Genomic DNA, 15,378 nt, shown 5'->3' with positions numbered 1-15,378 from the left:
ACCAGGGATTAAGCTGCGGACGTCCCCGAGGATCAACCAGGAGGTATGCGGTGAAGGTCGGCGTCATCGGACTGGGCGACATCGCCCGGAAGGCGTACCTGCCCGTCCTGACCGCCCGTCCGGGCCTGGAGCTGCACCTGCAGACCCGCACCCCCGCCACGCTGGAGCGCATCGGGGAGATCCACCACATCCCCGCGGAGCGCCGCCACACCGGCCTCGACGGGCTGCTCGCCGAGGGCCTCGACGCGGCGTTCGTGCACGCACCGACCACCGTGCACCCCGAGATCGTCACGCGGCTGCTCGAGGCGGGCGTGCCGACCTACGTGGACAAGCCGCTCGCCTACGAGCTCGCCGACTCGCGGCGGCTGGTCGAGCTCGCCGAGGAGCGCGGCGTCCCGCTGGCCGTGGGCTTCAACCGCCGCCACGCGCCCGGCTACGTCCAGTGCGCCGACCACCCGCGCGAGCTGATCATCATGCAGAAGAACCGGGTCGGGCTGCCCGAGGACCCCCGCACCCTCGTCCTCGACGACTTCATCCACGTCGTCGACACCCTGCGCTTCCTGCTGCCCGGCGAGGCCGACCACATCGACGTCCGGGCCGTGGTGCAGGGCGGCCTGATGCACCAGGTCGTGCTCACGCTGTCCGGCGCCGGTTTCACCGCGCTGGGCATCATGAACCGGCTGTCGGGCTCCACCGAGGAGATCCTGGAGGTCGCGGGCCAGGACACCAAGCGGCAGGTCGTCAACCTCGCGGAGATCATCGACCACCGAGGCCAGCCGACCGTGCGGCGCCGCGGGGACTGGGTGCCGGTGGCCCGCCAGCGCGGCATCGAGCAGGTCGTGGACGCCTTCCTGGAAGCCGTCGACGCGGGCAGGCCGCTCAGCGCCCGGGACGCGCTGCTCACCCACGAACTGTGCGAGCGGGTGGTGCTGTCGGCTTTGGAGCAGGCTTCCTGAGCCCGAGGGAGCGGGTCCCCTCGACCGCGCAGTACGCCGCCAGCAGCACCAGGGCCAGGCCCGCGGGCCAGTTGCCGAAACGGACGTAGAGCGTCGTCCCGCCGGCGAGCGGGACCTCGTACACCTGCGCCTCGCGCGCGGAGCCGGTCAGCCACGGGCCGATCCGTCCGCCGCCCGGGGCGTGGACGGCGCTGATGCCGGTGAGGGTGGCGTGCACGACGGGGCGGCCGGTTTCCGCGGCGCGCAGGGCGGCCAGCGAGGCGTGCTGGGCCGGCGCCCAGCTGTCCTGGAAGCTGGAGGTGGCCGACTGGGCGACGAGCAGGGAGGCCCCGTCGCCGGCCAGGCGGCGGCTCATGTCGGGGAAGGCCGACTCGAAGCACACCAGCGGGCCGATCCGGACGCCGGGCCGGCCGGGGAGATCCATGAGCACGGGGGCGGCGCCGCGCCGGCGGTCCTCGCCCGCGGCCTTGCCGACGGAGGTGGCCCAGCCGAGCAGGGACCGGGCCGGTATGTACTCGCCGAACGGCACCAGGCGCATCTTGTCGTACCGGTCGCCGGTCGGTCCGCCGGGGCCGACGAGCACGGAGCTCTTGTAGATCCCGGTGCCGGTGCCGGTGCCGGTCCCGTTGCCCGTGCTGGCCGCCGCCGGACGGCGGGCGTCCACGTTGACCAGGAGCGGGGCGCCGACCTCAGCCGACAGGGCGGCCAGCCTGCGCGACAGGTCCGGGCGCGCCGCCAGGTCCGCGCCGACGCTGCTCTCGCCCCACACCACCAGATCCACCGACTGCCCGGCCAGCGCACGGGTCAGCCGCTCCTCCAGCGCGAAGCGCCGCTCCGCGCTGTCCGGCCCGTCGGCGACCGGGCCCGGCTGGACGACGGCCACCCGCAGCGAGCCCGAACCGTCCGACTGCCCCGCCTGGGGCACCCACAGCCACACCGCCCCCGTCAGCACCGCGCACCCCGTCACCCCGGCCAACGCCGGGACCCGGGCCCCGGGAGCCGCGACCAGCAGCACCACGGCGCAGTTCACCGCAACCACCAGCAGGCTCACCAGCCACACCCCGCCCACCGAGGCCACCCGCAGCGCCGGCGGCACCTGCCACTGGCTCGCCCCCAGCAGCCCCCACGGCCCGCCCAGCCCCTGCCACGACCGGGCCAGCTCCGACAGCAGCCAGGCCGCCGGTACGAGCCCCAGCGCGGCCCCGGCGCGCCCCGGCCGCGGGCTCCCCGCGAGCAGCTCGCGCACCAGGACCGCCCACGGGACCCACAGCAGGCCGAGCAGCGCCGCCAGCGGCAGCAGGAACACGTGCAGGCTGGGGAGCAGCCAGTGGTGCACGGCCACGATGAACCCGGCGCCGCCGAGCCAGCCCTCCAGCGCCGCCCGCCGCCCGGTGGGAGCCGTCCTCAGCAGCAGCATCCAGGGGACGAGGGCCACGTACGCGAACCACCACAGCGCGGGGGCGGGGAAGGCCAGGCACGGCAGCGCCCCGGCGGCGGCCGCGGCCGCCGCACGCCAGCACCGGGTCCGCCTCGTGAGCATGACGCGCCTCCGCTCTCAGTGTGGGACAGGGCAGCAGCTGCGGCCCCTCAGGAAGAGAGGTGCCGCCACTTCTCGTGCACGGTGACGCGGGTGAGCCGCCAGCCGTCGCGGGCGGTGCGGGCCAGGGCGAAGGTGTAGCGGCCGGCGGCGGTGAAGTTCGGCGTGGTGGCCTCCGCAGCGGCCCCGCCCGGGTCGAGCCGCATCGGATTGACGAAGTCCGCCCCCACCTCGGCGTGGTCGGCCGGCCAGCCGACCCGGCTCTCCAGGCGGACGAGCCGGTTGACGACGAGGTGCTGGCGCACCGGGAACAGCTTCATGGTCTCCGCGAGCCACTCGGCGACCTCGCCGGCCGGCCCCTCGATCCCGCCCGCCGAGGTGTAGTCGGCCCGCCCGCCGGGCGCGAAGAGCGCGCGGTACGCCACCCAGTCGCCGTCGTCCACGGCCCTCGCGTACCCCGTGACCACCTCGTCGATCGCCATCCGGTCCATGACCGTGGCGAGGTCCACACGCTGCGTCATCGGGTCAGTGTGGGGGCGCCGGCCCGCGAGGCCAAGGGGTGTGCGCGGACCGGCGGCCCCGGGGCGGGATCAGTGGCCTGAATGCGCCTCCCGCTGCCGGACGACGACCAGGAACGCGTCGCTGGCCAGGTCCATCACCACCTCGGCCGGCACGCCCTCGCGCAGCCGCTGCGCGGCGTACTCCTCGGCGGGCCAGCTTCCCCGCGGACTCCCGGCCGGGAATCGCTCCAACACCACGCGGCCCATGGGACACCCCCTGCTGCTTGCCATCGAGTCAATTGCGGTCTCACCGGGCACAACGACGCAAAGGCCGCCCGGGAACGTTCCCGGGCGGCCTGGCCGTTCACGCGAGCGGGTGAGGACCGGCGCGCGCTATCCGGCGGACTCGCCCGCGTGGGGGCTGAGGACGTCCGTGCCGACCAGCACGAACAGGGCGATGCCCAGGGCGATCCGGTAGATCACGAACGGCATGAAGCTCTTGCTGGAGATGAACTTCATGAACCACGCGATGACGGCGTAGCCGACGACGAAGGCGATGACCGTGGCGAAGATCGTCGGCCCCCAGACGATGTGGCCGGGGCTCTCGACCACGTCCTTCACCTCGAACGCCCCCGAGGCCAGGACGGCGGGAATGGCGAGGAGGAAGGAGTAGCGGGCCGCGGCCTCGCGGGTGAAGCCCAGCAGCAGGCCGCCGGAGATCGTGGCACCCGACCGGGAGACGCCCGGGATCAGCGCCATCGCCTGGCAGACGCCGAAGATCAGGCCGTCCTTGACGCTCAGCTCCCGCAGCGTCTTGCGCTCGCGCACCGCGCGGTGGCGTCCGCCCTCCTCGTCGCGGGCGGCGAGCCGGTCGGCGATGCCGAGGACGATGCCCATCACGACGAGGGTGGTGGCGGTGACCCGCAGATCACGGAACGGGCCTTCGATCTGGTCCTTGAGCGTCAGGCCCAGCACACCGATCGGGATCGAGCCGACGATCACCAGCCAGCCCATCTTGGCGTCCTGCTCCGACCGCAGCGAAGCGGTGTAGAGCGAGCGGAACCAGGTGGAGACGATCTTCGCGATGTCCTTGCGGAAGTAGATCAGCACGGCGGCCTCGGTGCCGATCTGCGTGATCGCGGTGAAGGCGGCGCCCGGGTCCTCCCAGCCGGCGAATGCCGCGGTCAGCCGGAGGTGGGCGCTGGAGGAGATGGGGAGGAACTCCGTAAGACCCTGGACGAGACCGAGGATTAGGGATTCGAACCAGCTCATGTCGGGGTGCGTTCGTCCTTGTGATGGTCGGACAGTTCAGGTCCGATGCTAGGGCCCGTGGGAGGCGGCTCCGACCACAGGGGGGTGCTGCGGCACGTGCCCCGCGGCCCGGGCCGGCTTCGCGGGTGCCAACCGGTGCCGCTTGCGCCAGCCGACGACCGCCGCCGCCACCGCCGAGACGGCGATGAAGCCGGCCGAGAGGAGGAACGCGGGCGAGCCCGGGGAGGAGGCGCTGGCCCCGGCGACGACGTAGGCGGCGGTGTTCGGGACCACGCCGATCGCGGTGGCCGTCAGGAAGGGCAGCCAGCCGCAGCGGGAGATCGCGGCGCAGTAGTTGGCCACCGCGAAGGGCAGGCCCGGGAAGACCCGCACGGCCAGCATCGAGCGGAAGCCGTGCCGGGCCAGCTGCTCGTCGGCCGCCAGCAGCCAGCGCCCGCGCAGCAGGGGCCGCAGGGCGTCGCGGCCCAGGGCCCGGCCGAGGCCGAAGGAGATGCCGGCGCCGAGCACCGAGCCGGCCACCGCGGCGGCCAGGCCGAGCGGGGCGCCGAACAGGGCCCCCGCGGCCAGGTTGAGCAGGGGGCGCGGGACCAGGGCCGCCGTGCCCGCCCCGTACGCGGCCGCGAAGACGAGCGCCGCGGGGCCGCTGGGCAGACCCGGGGGAAGGCCCTCCGCGAGGAGGCGCTGGGGCTCGTACAGCAGCACGCCCGCGCCGGCCGCGGCCAGCAGCACGACGAGCAGCGACAGCCGGATCCACGGCGCCAGGAGGAGGGACATCCCGGGAGGGTAACCGACGCACATGACGGGCCGCCGTAATCCAGGCCTCATGCGGAGGAACGGCGGACGGCCGGCGGGCGCCGCGTCCGGGGGCGGCCGTTCGCACCCGCCGTTCGCGGCCGGGACGCCCAAGCCCCGCGGGGCGCACGGAAATTCATTCGACCGGCCGCCGCCGGTCCGGCAGGATCGGGCCCATGTCCCGGTATGCCTTCCCCGCAGCGCCGTCCGCAGTCGCGGACGCGCCGAAGGCTGCCGTCCTGCACTTCGAGACCCGGGCACAGGCGCCGGCACTGGCACTGGCGCTCGCCGCCGTCGACGGCGCACGAAGCTGACCCTTCCCGGACAGTCCGGCGGGCCCCACAGGGGGAGGGTCGGCTCGCTCCAGGGGTCCCCTCCGGCTCCGGCCGGTCGTGAGAGCACCGAAGAACGGGAAGAGACACCATGGCCAAGACGGCCTTCGTGCGCACCAAGCCGCACCTGAACATCGGCACCATGGGTCACGTCGACCACGGCAAGACCACCCTCACCGCCGCCATCACCAAGGTCCTCGCCGAGCGCGGCGGCGCCTCCTTCGTGCCGTTCGAGCGCATCGACCGGGCCCCGGAGGAGTCCCGGCGCGGCATCACCATCAACCTCACGCACGTCGAGTACGAGACCGACACCCGGCACTACGCCCACGTGGACATGCCCGGGCACGCCGACTACGTCAAGAACATGGTCACCGGCGCCGCCCAGCTGGACGGGGCGATCCTCGTCGTCTCCGCGCTCGACGGGGTCATGCCGCAAACCGCGGAGCACGTGCTCCTCGCCCGGCAGGTCGGCGTCGACCACGTCGTCGTCGCCCTGAACAAGGCCGACGCCGCGGACCCCGAGCTCACCGACCTGGTCGAGCTGGAGGTCCGCGAGCTGCTCACCGCCCACGGCTACGGCGGCGACGGCGCGCCGGTCGTACGGGTCTCGGGCCTCGGCGCGCTCGGGGGCGACCCGCGGTGGACCGGGGCGATCGAGGCGCTGCTCGACGCCGTGGACACCTACGTCCCCGTGCCGGTGCGCTACACGCAGGCGCCGTTCCTGCTGCCGGTGGAGAACGTGCTGACCATCACCGGCCGCGGGACCGTCGTCACCGGCGCCGTCGAGCGCGGCACCGTCCGCGTCGGCGACCGCGTCGCCGTGCTCGGCGGCGACGGCGAGCCCGTCGAGACGGTGGTGACCGGCCTGGAGACCTTCGGCAAGCCGATGGAGTGCGCCGAGGCCGGGGACAACGTGGCGCTCCTCCTGCGCGGGGTGCCGCGCGACGGGGTGCGCCGCGGCCACGTGGCGGCCGCGCCCGGCAGCGTGGTGCCCAGGCGCCGCTTCACCGCGCAGGTGTACGTCCTCTCCGGCCGCGAAGGCGGGCGCACGACGCCGCTGTCCACCGGCTACAGGCCGCAGTTCTACATCCGCACCGCCGACGTGGTGGGCGACGTGGACCTGGGCGCGGCGGCGGTGGCCCGGCCGGGCGAGACGGTCACGATGACCGTGGAGCTCGGGCGGGACGTGCCGCTGGAGGCGGGGCTCGGCTTCGCGATCCGCGAGGGCGGCCGGACCGTGGGCGCGGGGACGGTGACGACCGTCCTCGGCTGAGACCGGCACGGCGGGGCGCCCGGCTGCGGCCCGGGCGCCCCGCTGCGGCCGCCGCACGCGCCCGGCCGCAGCGGTAGCGGTCCACCCCGCCCTGGAAGCCGGGCGCGCGGTGGGCGAGACTGCCGTCGACACGGATCGAGGCGGCGTCGAAGGGCGGGCGGGATGGGCGGCGGTACGGCACTGGTGCTGGGCGGCGGCGGACTGACCGGCGTCGGCTGGGAGTCCGGGATCCTGTACGGGCTCGCGCGGGCGGGCGTGGACCTGGCCGGAGCCGACCTCGTCGTCGGCACCTCGGCCGGCTCCCTGGTCGGCGCCCAGCTGGCCTCGGGGCTGCTGACGCCCCGGGAGCTGTACGAAAGGCAGCTCGGCGACGCGTCCGGCGAGCCGGTGGCCCGGTTCGGGCCGGGCCTGATCGCCCGGTACGGCGCCGCAATGCTGCGCTCGCGCAACGCGCTGGCCTACCGCAAGCGCGTCGGCGCCCTCGCCCTGGCCGCCGACACCGGCGGGGAGGAGGAGCGCCGCACGGTGCTGCGCGCCCGGCTCGGCTCGCCGGACTGGCCCGAGCGCAGGCTCGTGGTCACCGCGGTCGACGCACTGACCGGTGAGCTGACCGCTTTCGACAAGGACAGCGGGGCCTCCGTGCTCGATGCCGTCTCGGCGAGCTGCGCCGTGCCCGGCGTGTGGCCCCCGGTGACGGTCGGCGGGCGGCGCTTCATCGACGGCGGGATCCGCTCGGCGACCAACGCGGACCTGGCAGCCGGATACTCCCGCGTGGTGATCGTCGCGCCGATCACCCTCGGCTCCGCGCTCGTCCCCTCGCCGGCCGCCCAGGCGGCGAAGCTGCGGGAGGCGGGTGCCCGGGTGCTGCTGATCACGCCGTCCGCGCAGGCCCGCAAGGCCTTCGGGCGCAACGTCCTGGACCCCGCCCGGCGGGACCCGGCCGCGCGCGCCGGGCTGGCGCAGGCCGCGCAGCACGCCGCCGAGGCGGCCGCCGTCTGGGCGGGTGCGCGGGGCTGAGGGCCCCGGCGGGCGGCGGGGGCCGCTGCCGGACAATGGTGCCGTGAGCGACGAACAGATCCCGGTGATCCGGGACGTGGGCCAGGGCACCGCCAAGCTGATGCCGGACGTGGACCGGGACCGGGCCTGGCTGCTGACCGTGGACGGCGCCCCGCAGTCGTACGTGGACCTCGACGACCCGCTGCACCTGGAGTTCGAGTACGCGCGCCGCCTCGCGCACGTCCTGGACTGCGTCGCGGAGCCGGGCGCCGCGCTGGACCTGCTGCACCTGGGCGGCGGCGCACTGACACTGCCCCGGTACGCGGCTGCCACCCGGCCGGGCTCGCGCCAGGAGGTCGTCGAGTTCGACCGCGGGCTGGTGGAGCTGGTCGCCGAACACCTGCCGCTGCCGGCCGGATCCGGGATCGCGGTGCACACGGCCGAGGCCCGCGCCTGGCTGGCGGACGCCCCCTCCGGCAGCGCGGACGTGCTCGTCGCCGACGTGTTCGGCGGCTCACGGGTCCCGGCGCAGCTGACCTCCGTGGAGTACGCGCGGGAGGCGGCGCGGGTCCTGCGGCCGGGCGGGGTCTACGCGGCGAACCTGGCCGACGGGGCGCCGTTCGACTTCCTGCGGGCCCAGCTGGCGACCTTCCGGGCGGTGTTCGGGGAGCTGGCCCTGATCGCGGAGCCGGGGGTGCTGCGCGGGCGCCGGTTCGGCAACGCGGTGGTGCTCGCCTCGGACCGGGAGCTGCCGGTGGCCGCGCTGGCACGGCGGTGCGCGGCGGACGCCTTCCCCGCGCGGGTGGAGGCGGGGGCGGAGCTGGCCCGGTTCGTGCGCGGCGCCGTTGCGGTGGCCGACGCCGACGCGGTGCCCTCCCCGCAGCCCCCGCACGGGGCGTTCGGCATCGGGTGAGGGGGCTCACACGCCGGCGGCGGCTCCGGCCGGCGCGGCGGAGCCCGGTGCTTCGCCCGCTGCCGGGCCGGGGTCCGCGTCCGCCGGGCGGGAGCCCGCGTCCGCCGGGCGGGCGGGCGAGCCGGCCTTCGGGGGCGAGGGCCTGCGGGTGAGCCGCCGGACGTCCGGGACGAGCAGGACGGCGGCGGTGACGACCACGACCAGCGCGGCGCAGCCCCACAGGGCGGCGGTGCGGCCGACCGCCGACTCGACGGGGCCGGCCACGGCGGTGGCCAGCGGCAGCATCGACACGGACCCGAACCAGTCGTAGGCGGAGACCCGGGAGAACTTCTCCTCCGGGATCTCCTGGTGCATGGTCGTCATCCAGTTCACGCCGAAGACCTCGATGGCCGTCCCGCTGACGAACATCACCGCGCACAGGCCCCACACGGGCAGCGGCACGGCCAGGCCGGCCGACGGCAGCGCCAGCGGGAACACGCAGACGGTGCCCACCAGAAGCAGCCGTCGCGGCTTCCACACCATCATCAGCACCGCACCGGCGATGGTGCCGGCGCCGAAGCAGGCCAGGGCCAGGCCCCAGGGCGCCGGCCCGCCCAGCCGGTCCCGGGCGACGAGGGGCCCGTACACCGCCTCGGCGGCGCCGACGACGGCGACCACCACGGAGAACTGGAGCACGATGCTCCACAGCCAGGGCCTGGTCCGGAACTCCACCCAGCCCTCGCGCAGGTCGGCCAGCAGCCCGCCCCCGGGCGGCCGCCCGGCGGTGCGGCCGACGTCCAGGGCGGCCCGCAGCGCTCCGGCCAGGGCGAACGCGGCGGCGTCCACGGCCAGCACCCATCCGGGGCCGATCGCGGCGATCAGCGCTCCGCCGAGGGCCGCGCCGCCGATCCCCGCGCCGTTCATGGCCATCCGGAAGAGGGCGAAGGCGCGGTTGGCGTGCTCGCCCCCGACGCTGGAGAGCAGCATGCCCTCGGCGGCCGGGTTGAAGAAGGCGGTGCCGGTGCCGCAGAGCGCGGTGAGCAGCATCATCTGCCACAGCTGCGGGTCCCCGGCGAGGACGAGCACGGCGAAGGCGGCCTGCGAGACGCAGTTGAGGGCGTTGGCCGCGACCATGACGCGGTGGCGCGGCATCCGGTCGGCCAGGGCTCCGCCGATCAGCAGGAACAGCACCAGCGGCAGGGTACGGGCGGCGGCCACGAGGCCGACGTCCGCACCCGACCCGCCGGCTTCGAGGACGGCGAACGCCGAGGCGATGAGCGCTCCGTGGCTGCCGAGGTTGGTGATGACGGCGGCGCCGGTCAGCAGGCTGTAGTTGCGGCCGGCCCAGGCGGGCCGCAGGCGGCGTGCGGACGGGCGGTGCGGCGGGGCGGCGGGAGGCTTCACCCTCGGACTATCCACGCCCCGGGCCGCGAATCCAAACGGATATCGGGCCCGGGGCGCGGATCGGGACGTGCTGCGGTCAGCCCGTGCCGACGCCGTTGAGGCGGACCGAGCTGAGGATCTTGTCCATCGTCTCCTGGGGGACCTCACCCTCGACGCCGGCGGCGCTGAAGAGGATCCAGCTGGAGAAGTCGCCGTTGGCGGTCTTGAAGCTGAACGCGATGGTCTTGCCGTCGCGCGAGCACTTGTTCTCCTTGGGCACGCCGAGCGCGGTCGCGGTCGCCATGTGGCCCTTCAGACCGGAGGAGGTGGTGTACTCCTTCGGCTCGGAGACCTTCACGGTGCCCTTCGGCGCCTTCTGCGCGAACGCGGCGAAGGCCCAGTTGCCGGCCTCGTTCTTCACGGCCTCGGCGGTGTCCTTGGCGCCCTGGCCGCCCTTGGTCCCGGTGCCCGCGAGCTCCGTCTTCTCCTCGCGCCCGTCCTTGTTGGAGTCGATCTTGCACCAGTCCTCCTTGAGGAAGGCGGGTGCGGAGAAGCCGACGAGGGGCTTGCCGTCGTTCTTCACGTCGTCGGTGAAGCTGGCGATGACGCCGGGGTTGGCGACGTTCCACTCCGGCGGCACGTCGAAGGCCGTGCCGTACTTCGGGTTGACGACCACCTTCCAGCCCGGGATCACCGGCTGGACGTCGCCGCCGGCGCGCGGGTTGGCGCCCGTGGCGGAGGGCGCGGCGGTCTCGGGGGTCGAGGCCGAGGCCGAGGCGGCCGGCTGGTTGTCCGCCACGTCGTTCTTCTTGTCGTCCCGCGTCAGGACGAACGCCCCGGTGGCGGCCGCCGCGACGACGACCGCGGCCGCGGCGACGATGGCCACGGTCTTGGTGGAGAGCCCGCCGCCCCCGCCGCCTCCGTTCGGCGGGGCCGGTACGGCCTGCTGGGGCTGGGTCCACTGCTGGGCAGCGGGCTGGGGCTGCGTCGGGTAGCCCGCCTGCGGATATCCGTAGCCGGGCTGCTGCTGGTACGGGTTCGGCTGACCCGGCGGCTGCTGGTACGGGTTCTGATGCGCGTCCTGAGGGTTCTGCTGTCCCCCGGGCGGCTGCTGTTGTCCTGGCCACATGGCCGGTAACGATAGTGGGAGGGGCCTACACGGGCCACGGCCACCCCCGCAAGAGGTCTGGTCAAGGACATCTACTCGTGGGTAACATCCGGTTCCATGAGCGCAGACCAGATGAACGTGGGCGAACTGCTCGCCGCGACCGTGCCCATGGCCCGGACCCTGAACCTCGAGTTCCTGGAGACCACCCCCGAGCGCGCGGTCGTCCGGCTGCCCGACCAGCCCGACTACCACAACCACGTGGGCGGCCCGCACGCCGGCGCCATGTTCACCCTCGCCGAGTCCGCCAGCGGCGCCATCGTCCTGGCCGCCTTCGGCGACCAGCTCTCGCGCGCCGTGCCGCTCGCGGTGAGGGCCGAGATCGGCTACAAGAAGCTCGCCAAGGGCGTCGTGACCGCCACCGCCACCCTCGGCCGCCCGGCCGCCGAGGTCGTCGCCGAGCTCGACGCGGGCGGCCGCCCCGAGTTCCCGGTCACCATCGCCATCCAGCGCGAGGACGAGGCCGTGACCGGCGAGATGACCGTCGTCTGGACCCTGCGCCCGAACGCGTAGCGGCGCAGCGGGAGATGGGATGGCGGGGCCGCGCCCGACGGGCGCGGCCCCGCTGCGGTTACAGTCCCTGTGACGCCGCACGGAGGAGGCCCCATGGCCGGTCGCACCAAGGTCGACATCAGTCTGGACGCCGAGCTGGTGGTGGAGGTGATGGTCCTCGCCGGGATCGGCTCGCCGCAGGACGCGGTGGAGGCCGTCGTACGGGACTACATCGCCCGCGGACACCGCACCGAGGCGCGCGTGCAGGTGCAGGACGAACCGCGCCGCACCGCCGACACCGCCGAGCAGCCGCCGCAGGGCTGAGGGCGCCGGTACGACCGCACTGCGCCCAGGCCGTCGAGCACCGTCGGGCGCCGCTGGGCGGTGTTCGCGGGCCGCTCCGCCGCCCCCGGAGCCCGGTAAGGGGCGAGGGCCGCGGCCGGGAGCGGATAGGCTGCCCGTTCGGCGTGTCACAGGGGACGCGCCGGGACGAATCGGGAGGACGTACCGGTGCACATCCAGGAATGGCTGGAGACGATTCCGGCGGTCAGCATCTATCTCCTGGTGGGTCTGGTCATCGGGCTGGAGAGCCTCGGCATCCCGCTGCCGGGAGAGATCATCCTGGTCAGCTCCGCGCTGCTCGCCTCCCAGCACGGGCACATCGACCCCGTGGTGCTGGGCCTCTGCGCGACCGCCGGCGCGATCGTGGGCGACTCCATCGGCTACGCGATCGGGCGCCGCGGCGGCAAGCCGCTGCTCGAGCGGCTCGGCCGGCGCTTCCCCAAGCACTTCGGCCCGGACCAGGTGGCCCAGGCGGAGCGCTCCTTCGACAAGTGGGGCATGTGGGCCGTCTTCTTCGGGCGGTTCGTGGCGCTGCTGCGGATCTTCGCCGGGCCGCTCGCGGGCGTGCTGCACATGCCGTACTGGCGCTTCCTGGTCGCCAACGTCCTCGGGGGCATCCTCTGGGCCAGCGGCACGACGGCCGTCATCTACTCCATCGGGATCGTCGCGGAGCCCTGGCTCAAGGGCTTCTCCTGGGTGGCGCTCGTCGTCGCCCTGCTGATCGGGCTCACGGCGATGCTGGTGATGCGCAGCCGCATGAAGAAGGCCGCGACCGCAGCGGCGGCAGCGTCGGCCGCGGACGCCACGGCCGCCACGGCAGCGGAGCCGGAGCCGGCCGAGCACTGAGCCCCGGCCGGCCGCGGCCTGCCCGCCCGCCCCTGCGCCCCGTGGTCGGGGACCGGGCGGCGGCCGTCAGCCGCAGTGGGGACGGCTACGCGCCCGGCGCCACCGAGGCGCGGTGCTGCGCGGCCAGATCCACGTACATCGCCGCGTTGACCTTGATGCCCTCGCGCTCCTCGTCGGTCAGCTCGCGCCGCACCTTGGCCGGAACGCCCGCGACCAGCGAACCGGGCGGGACCACCATGCCCTGGGGGACCAGCGCCTGCGCGGCCACCAGCGAACCGGCGCCGATCACCGCACCGTTGAGGACGGTGGCGCCCATGCCGATGAGGCAGTCGTCCTCGACGGTGCAGCCGTGCACCACCGCGTTGTGGCCGATCGAGACGCGCTCGCCGATGGAGACCGGGAAGCCGGGGTCCACGTGGAGCGTGCAGTTGTCCTGCACGTTGCTGTCGGCGCCGAGCACGATCGGGCCGCAGTCGGCGCGGAGCACCGCCGAGTACCAGATGCTCGACCCCGCGCCCAGGGTGACGTCGCCCACGACCACGGAGGTGGGCGCGGTGAAGGCGGTGGGGTCGACCTGCGGGCTCTTGCCGGCCACCCCCGCGACGAGTGCCTGGCGTCCGTCCGCGTGTTGCGTCATGTTCTCTTCCTCAGTCCGGTGCCCGCCGCTGCCGGCGTGCCTGGTGTGCCTCGTGTGGTGCCTGACCTGTCGCGCTACCGGCACCGTAGGGCACGCGCCCGCGCCGGCGGTGATGGGGTGAAGATCACGGCGCGGGCGGGGCGCCGCGCACGCTACGGTGGCCCGGTGCCGAAGAACCAGAACACGTTCTCATCCCTGACCGCGCTGCGCCGCAAGGTGGCCAGCCGTGCGGCCCACGCCGGCTGGCGCTGGATGCAGCGGGCCGGAGCCGTCACGGCCCAGACGCCGGGTAGGCTCCGCTTCGGCGCGATCGGGCACGGCACCCGGCTCGCCTTCCCCCAGGGCACGGTCTTCGGCGAACCCTGGATCCACCTCGGCGAGCACTGCATCATCGCGGAGCAGGTCACCCTGACCGCCGGCATGATGCCCGACCTGGACCTCGGCGCGGAGCCGGTGCTCGTCATCGGCAACGGCGTGGTGCTCGGCCGGGACACGCACGTCATCGCCGACACGCGGATCACCATCGGCAACGACACCTTCTGCGGGCCCGGGGTGTACATCACCTCCACCAACCACAGCTACGACGACCCGCACGAGCCGGTCGGCCGTCAGTGGCCCCGCAGCGCGCCGGTGGAGATAGGCCCCGGCTGCTGGCTCGGGACGGGCGCGGTGATCCTCCCGGGAGCCCGGCTGGGCCGCAACGTGGTGGTGGCCGCCGGGTCCGTGGTCCGCGGCGAGGTCCCCGACCACGCCGTGGTGGCGGGGGCCCCGGCCCGGGTCGTGCGCCGGTGGCTCCCGGAGACCGGCTGGCAGCCGCCGCTGCGCACCCCGGCCCCGACCCCGATTCCCGACGGGGTCACCCCGGACCAGCTGCGCGCCCTGGCGCAACTGGCGGAGGAGGAGGCGGAACAGGCCGCGGTGGCGAGCGGGCCGGCGTCCGAGTCGCTGTCCGAGCCGGCGTCGGAGCCGGCATCCGAGCCCGCCTGAGCCGGATGCAGGCCCGGCGGCCGGCTAGCCGTCGGCTAACCGGCCGCGAGGAGGACCGTGCCGGCCAGGGCCAGGCCGGCGCCGGCGGCCTGGACCGGGCGGAGGCGTTCCTTCAGCGCGGCGAAGGCGGCGAAGGCCGTGATCACCGGGTAGAGCGAGGACAGCACGGCGGCCACGGTGACCGGGCCGCTCTGGGCGGCGACGGAGTACGTGCCGTTCGCCGCGACGTCCGCGAGGCCGACGAAGGCCAGCGCGGGCACCAGCCGCCACAGCATCCGCGGGCCCGTGCCTTCCGGCAGCGCCGGGGTGCCGCGCCGGGTGCGGGCCCACAGGACGGCGCCGCCCGCGGCCACATTGGTGACCCGCTGGACGAACAGCGCCAGGAAGAGCCCGGTGACGGTGGTGGAGGCGTGCGAGATCAGGGCCATCACCGCACCGAACCCGAAGGCGGCGGTCAGCGTCAGCACCACGGCCTGCCGCTGGACGGGCGCGCCGCGCAGCTCGGGGCCGCCCGCCAGGACGATGCCGACGACGGCGATCGCGATCCCGGTGTACTGGCCGGCGCCGGGCTGCTCGCCCAGGGCCAGTCCGACGCCGACGGGCACGACCACGCCAAGCGAGCCCAGGGGCGAGACCACGCCCATCGGCCCCAGGGCGAGCGCCTTGTAGAAGCTGAGCATCGCGACGGGCCCGACCAGGCCCGCGGCGACCGCGAACCACAGCTGCGGCCCGGCCTCCCTCCACGCGCCGGTGGCCAGGACCACCGAGCCGAGGGCGACGACGGCGAGGACCTGCGAGACGACCACCACCGTCAGCGCCGGCAGGCGGCGGGTCAGCAGTCCGCCCCCGAAGTCGGCGAGGCCCCACAGCACGGCTGTGGCCAGGGCGAACAGGGTGGTCATGCGGGGCCTCGCAGTACAGTGCAGTGAACGGTGGAGTGCAGTGTCCAGTACACCGCACGATAGTTCAGTCTATT

18 protein-coding genes are annotated in these 15,378 nt (G+C 74.7%); 9 read left to right on the top strand and 9 right to left on the bottom strand.

Features of this window, described 5'->3' with window-relative positions; genetic code table 11:
- The first annotated feature begins 50 nt into the window (after window positions 1-50).
- Complete coding sequence (locus AB0953_RS12840) at window positions 51-956, top strand: Gfo/Idh/MocA family oxidoreductase (RefSeq protein ID WP_366859456.1); 906 nt, start codon at window positions 51-53, stop codon at window positions 954-956.
- Here the strand turns inward: AB0953_RS12840 and lnt are convergent.
- From lnt to AB0953_RS12815, 5 genes are all read right to left on the bottom strand, one after another.
- Window positions 901-2,496 (bottom strand): apolipoprotein N-acyltransferase, encoded by a 1,596-nt coding sequence (gene lnt, locus AB0953_RS12835; protein WP_366859455.1) that lies wholly within the window; start codon window positions 2,494-2,496, stop codon window positions 901-903. The genes AB0953_RS12840 and lnt overlap by 56 nt on opposite strands.
- 47 nt (window positions 2,497-2,543) lie before the next feature.
- The gene (locus AB0953_RS12830; protein ID WP_366859454.1) at window positions 2,544-3,014 is read right to left on the bottom strand and encodes a nuclear transport factor 2 family protein; all 471 of its coding nucleotides are present in this window, start codon (window positions 3,012-3,014) and stop codon (window positions 2,544-2,546) included.
- A 69-nt stretch (window positions 3,015-3,083) separates the two neighbouring features.
- Window positions 3,084-3,251, bottom strand: a complete 168-nt coding sequence (locus tag AB0953_RS12825; protein ID WP_366859507.1) for a hypothetical protein — start codon at window positions 3,249-3,251, stop codon at window positions 3,084-3,086.
- A 135-nt stretch (window positions 3,252-3,386) separates the two neighbouring features.
- The gene (locus tag AB0953_RS12820; RefSeq protein WP_366859453.1) at window positions 3,387-4,265 is read right to left on the bottom strand and encodes an undecaprenyl-diphosphate phosphatase; all 879 of its coding nucleotides are present in this window, start codon (window positions 4,263-4,265) and stop codon (window positions 3,387-3,389) included.
- Window positions 4,266-4,313: 48 nt separating this feature from the next.
- Window positions 4,314-5,039 (bottom strand): VTT domain-containing protein, encoded by a 726-nt coding sequence (locus AB0953_RS12815; RefSeq protein ID WP_366859452.1) that lies wholly within the window; start codon window positions 5,037-5,039, stop codon window positions 4,314-4,316.
- Window positions 5,040-5,233: 194 nt separating this feature from the next.
- Between AB0953_RS12815 and AB0953_RS12810 the strand changes: the two genes are divergently transcribed.
- The 4 genes from AB0953_RS12810 (at window position 5,234) to AB0953_RS12795 (ending at window position 8,571) form a co-directional block, all read left to right on the top strand.
- A complete protein-coding gene (locus tag AB0953_RS12810; protein WP_366859451.1) occupies window positions 5,234-5,371 on the top strand; it encodes a hypothetical protein in 138 nt (45 codons plus the stop codon).
- A 109-nt stretch (window positions 5,372-5,480) separates the two neighbouring features.
- On the top strand, window positions 5,481-6,662 hold the full coding sequence (tuf, locus tag AB0953_RS12805; RefSeq protein WP_366859450.1) for an elongation factor Tu: 1,182 nt from the start codon (window positions 5,481-5,483) through the stop codon (window positions 6,660-6,662).
- A 162-nt stretch (window positions 6,663-6,824) separates the two neighbouring features.
- Window positions 6,825-7,679, top strand: a complete 855-nt coding sequence (locus AB0953_RS12800) for a patatin-like phospholipase family protein (RefSeq protein ID WP_366859449.1) — start codon at window positions 6,825-6,827, stop codon at window positions 7,677-7,679.
- Between the two features lie 100 nt (window positions 7,680-7,779).
- On the top strand, window positions 7,780-8,571 hold the full coding sequence (locus tag AB0953_RS12795) for a fused MFS/spermidine synthase (RefSeq protein ID WP_366859505.1): 792 nt from the start codon (window positions 7,780-7,782) through the stop codon (window positions 8,569-8,571).
- Between the two features lie 6 nt (window positions 8,572-8,577).
- Here AB0953_RS12795 and AB0953_RS12790 read toward each other — a convergent pair whose 3' ends face one another.
- Entirely contained in the window at window positions 8,578-9,954 is a 1,377-nt protein-coding gene (locus tag AB0953_RS12790) for an MFS transporter (protein WP_366859448.1), read from the bottom strand.
- Window positions 9,955-10,030: 76 nt separating this feature from the next.
- Window positions 10,031-11,062, bottom strand: a complete 1,032-nt coding sequence (locus AB0953_RS12785) for a hypothetical protein (protein WP_366859447.1) — start codon at window positions 11,060-11,062, stop codon at window positions 10,031-10,033.
- 96 nt (window positions 11,063-11,158) lie between these two features.
- On the opposite strand from AB0953_RS12785, the gene AB0953_RS12780 reads away from it, so the two are divergent.
- The 3 genes from AB0953_RS12780 to AB0953_RS12770 all read left to right on the top strand — a co-directional run bounded on the left by AB0953_RS12780 (window position 11,159) and on the right by AB0953_RS12770 (window position 12,778).
- On the top strand, window positions 11,159-11,611 hold the full coding sequence (locus AB0953_RS12780; RefSeq protein WP_366859446.1) for a DUF4442 domain-containing protein: 453 nt from the start codon (window positions 11,159-11,161) through the stop codon (window positions 11,609-11,611).
- 93 nt (window positions 11,612-11,704) lie between these two features.
- Entirely contained in the window at window positions 11,705-11,914 is a 210-nt protein-coding gene (locus AB0953_RS12775) for a DUF2191 domain-containing protein (protein ID WP_366859445.1), read from the top strand.
- Window positions 11,915-12,100: 186 nt separating this feature from the next.
- A complete protein-coding gene (locus AB0953_RS12770; RefSeq protein ID WP_366859444.1) occupies window positions 12,101-12,778 on the top strand; it encodes a DedA family protein in 678 nt (225 codons plus the stop codon).
- Between the two features lie 85 nt (window positions 12,779-12,863).
- On the opposite strand, the gene AB0953_RS12765 is transcribed toward AB0953_RS12770, so the two are convergent.
- Window positions 12,864-13,415: a gamma carbonic anhydrase family protein gene (locus tag AB0953_RS12765; protein ID WP_366859443.1), complete on the bottom strand. Its 552-nt coding sequence runs from the start codon at window positions 13,413-13,415 to the stop codon at window positions 12,864-12,866.
- A 165-nt stretch (window positions 13,416-13,580) separates the two neighbouring features.
- Between AB0953_RS12765 and AB0953_RS12760 the strand changes: the two genes are divergently transcribed.
- On the top strand, window positions 13,581-14,402 hold the full coding sequence (locus AB0953_RS12760) for an acyltransferase (RefSeq protein WP_366859442.1): 822 nt from the start codon (window positions 13,581-13,583) through the stop codon (window positions 14,400-14,402).
- A gap of 35 nt (window positions 14,403-14,437) precedes the next feature.
- On the opposite strand, the gene AB0953_RS12755 is transcribed toward AB0953_RS12760, so the two are convergent.
- Window positions 14,438-15,304, bottom strand: a complete 867-nt coding sequence (locus tag AB0953_RS12755; RefSeq protein WP_366859441.1) for an EamA family transporter — start codon at window positions 15,302-15,304, stop codon at window positions 14,438-14,440.
- Window positions 15,305-15,378: the final 74 nt, after the last annotated feature.

Origin of the sequence: Streptomyces sp. NPDC046866, assembly GCF_040704625.1 — a bacterium.
Classification (GTDB): domain Bacteria; phylum Actinomycetota; class Actinomycetes; order Streptomycetales; family Streptomycetaceae; genus Streptomyces.
Note: the sequence above shows the minus strand (reverse complement) of the source record. Positions and strands in the feature narration are given on the sequence as shown.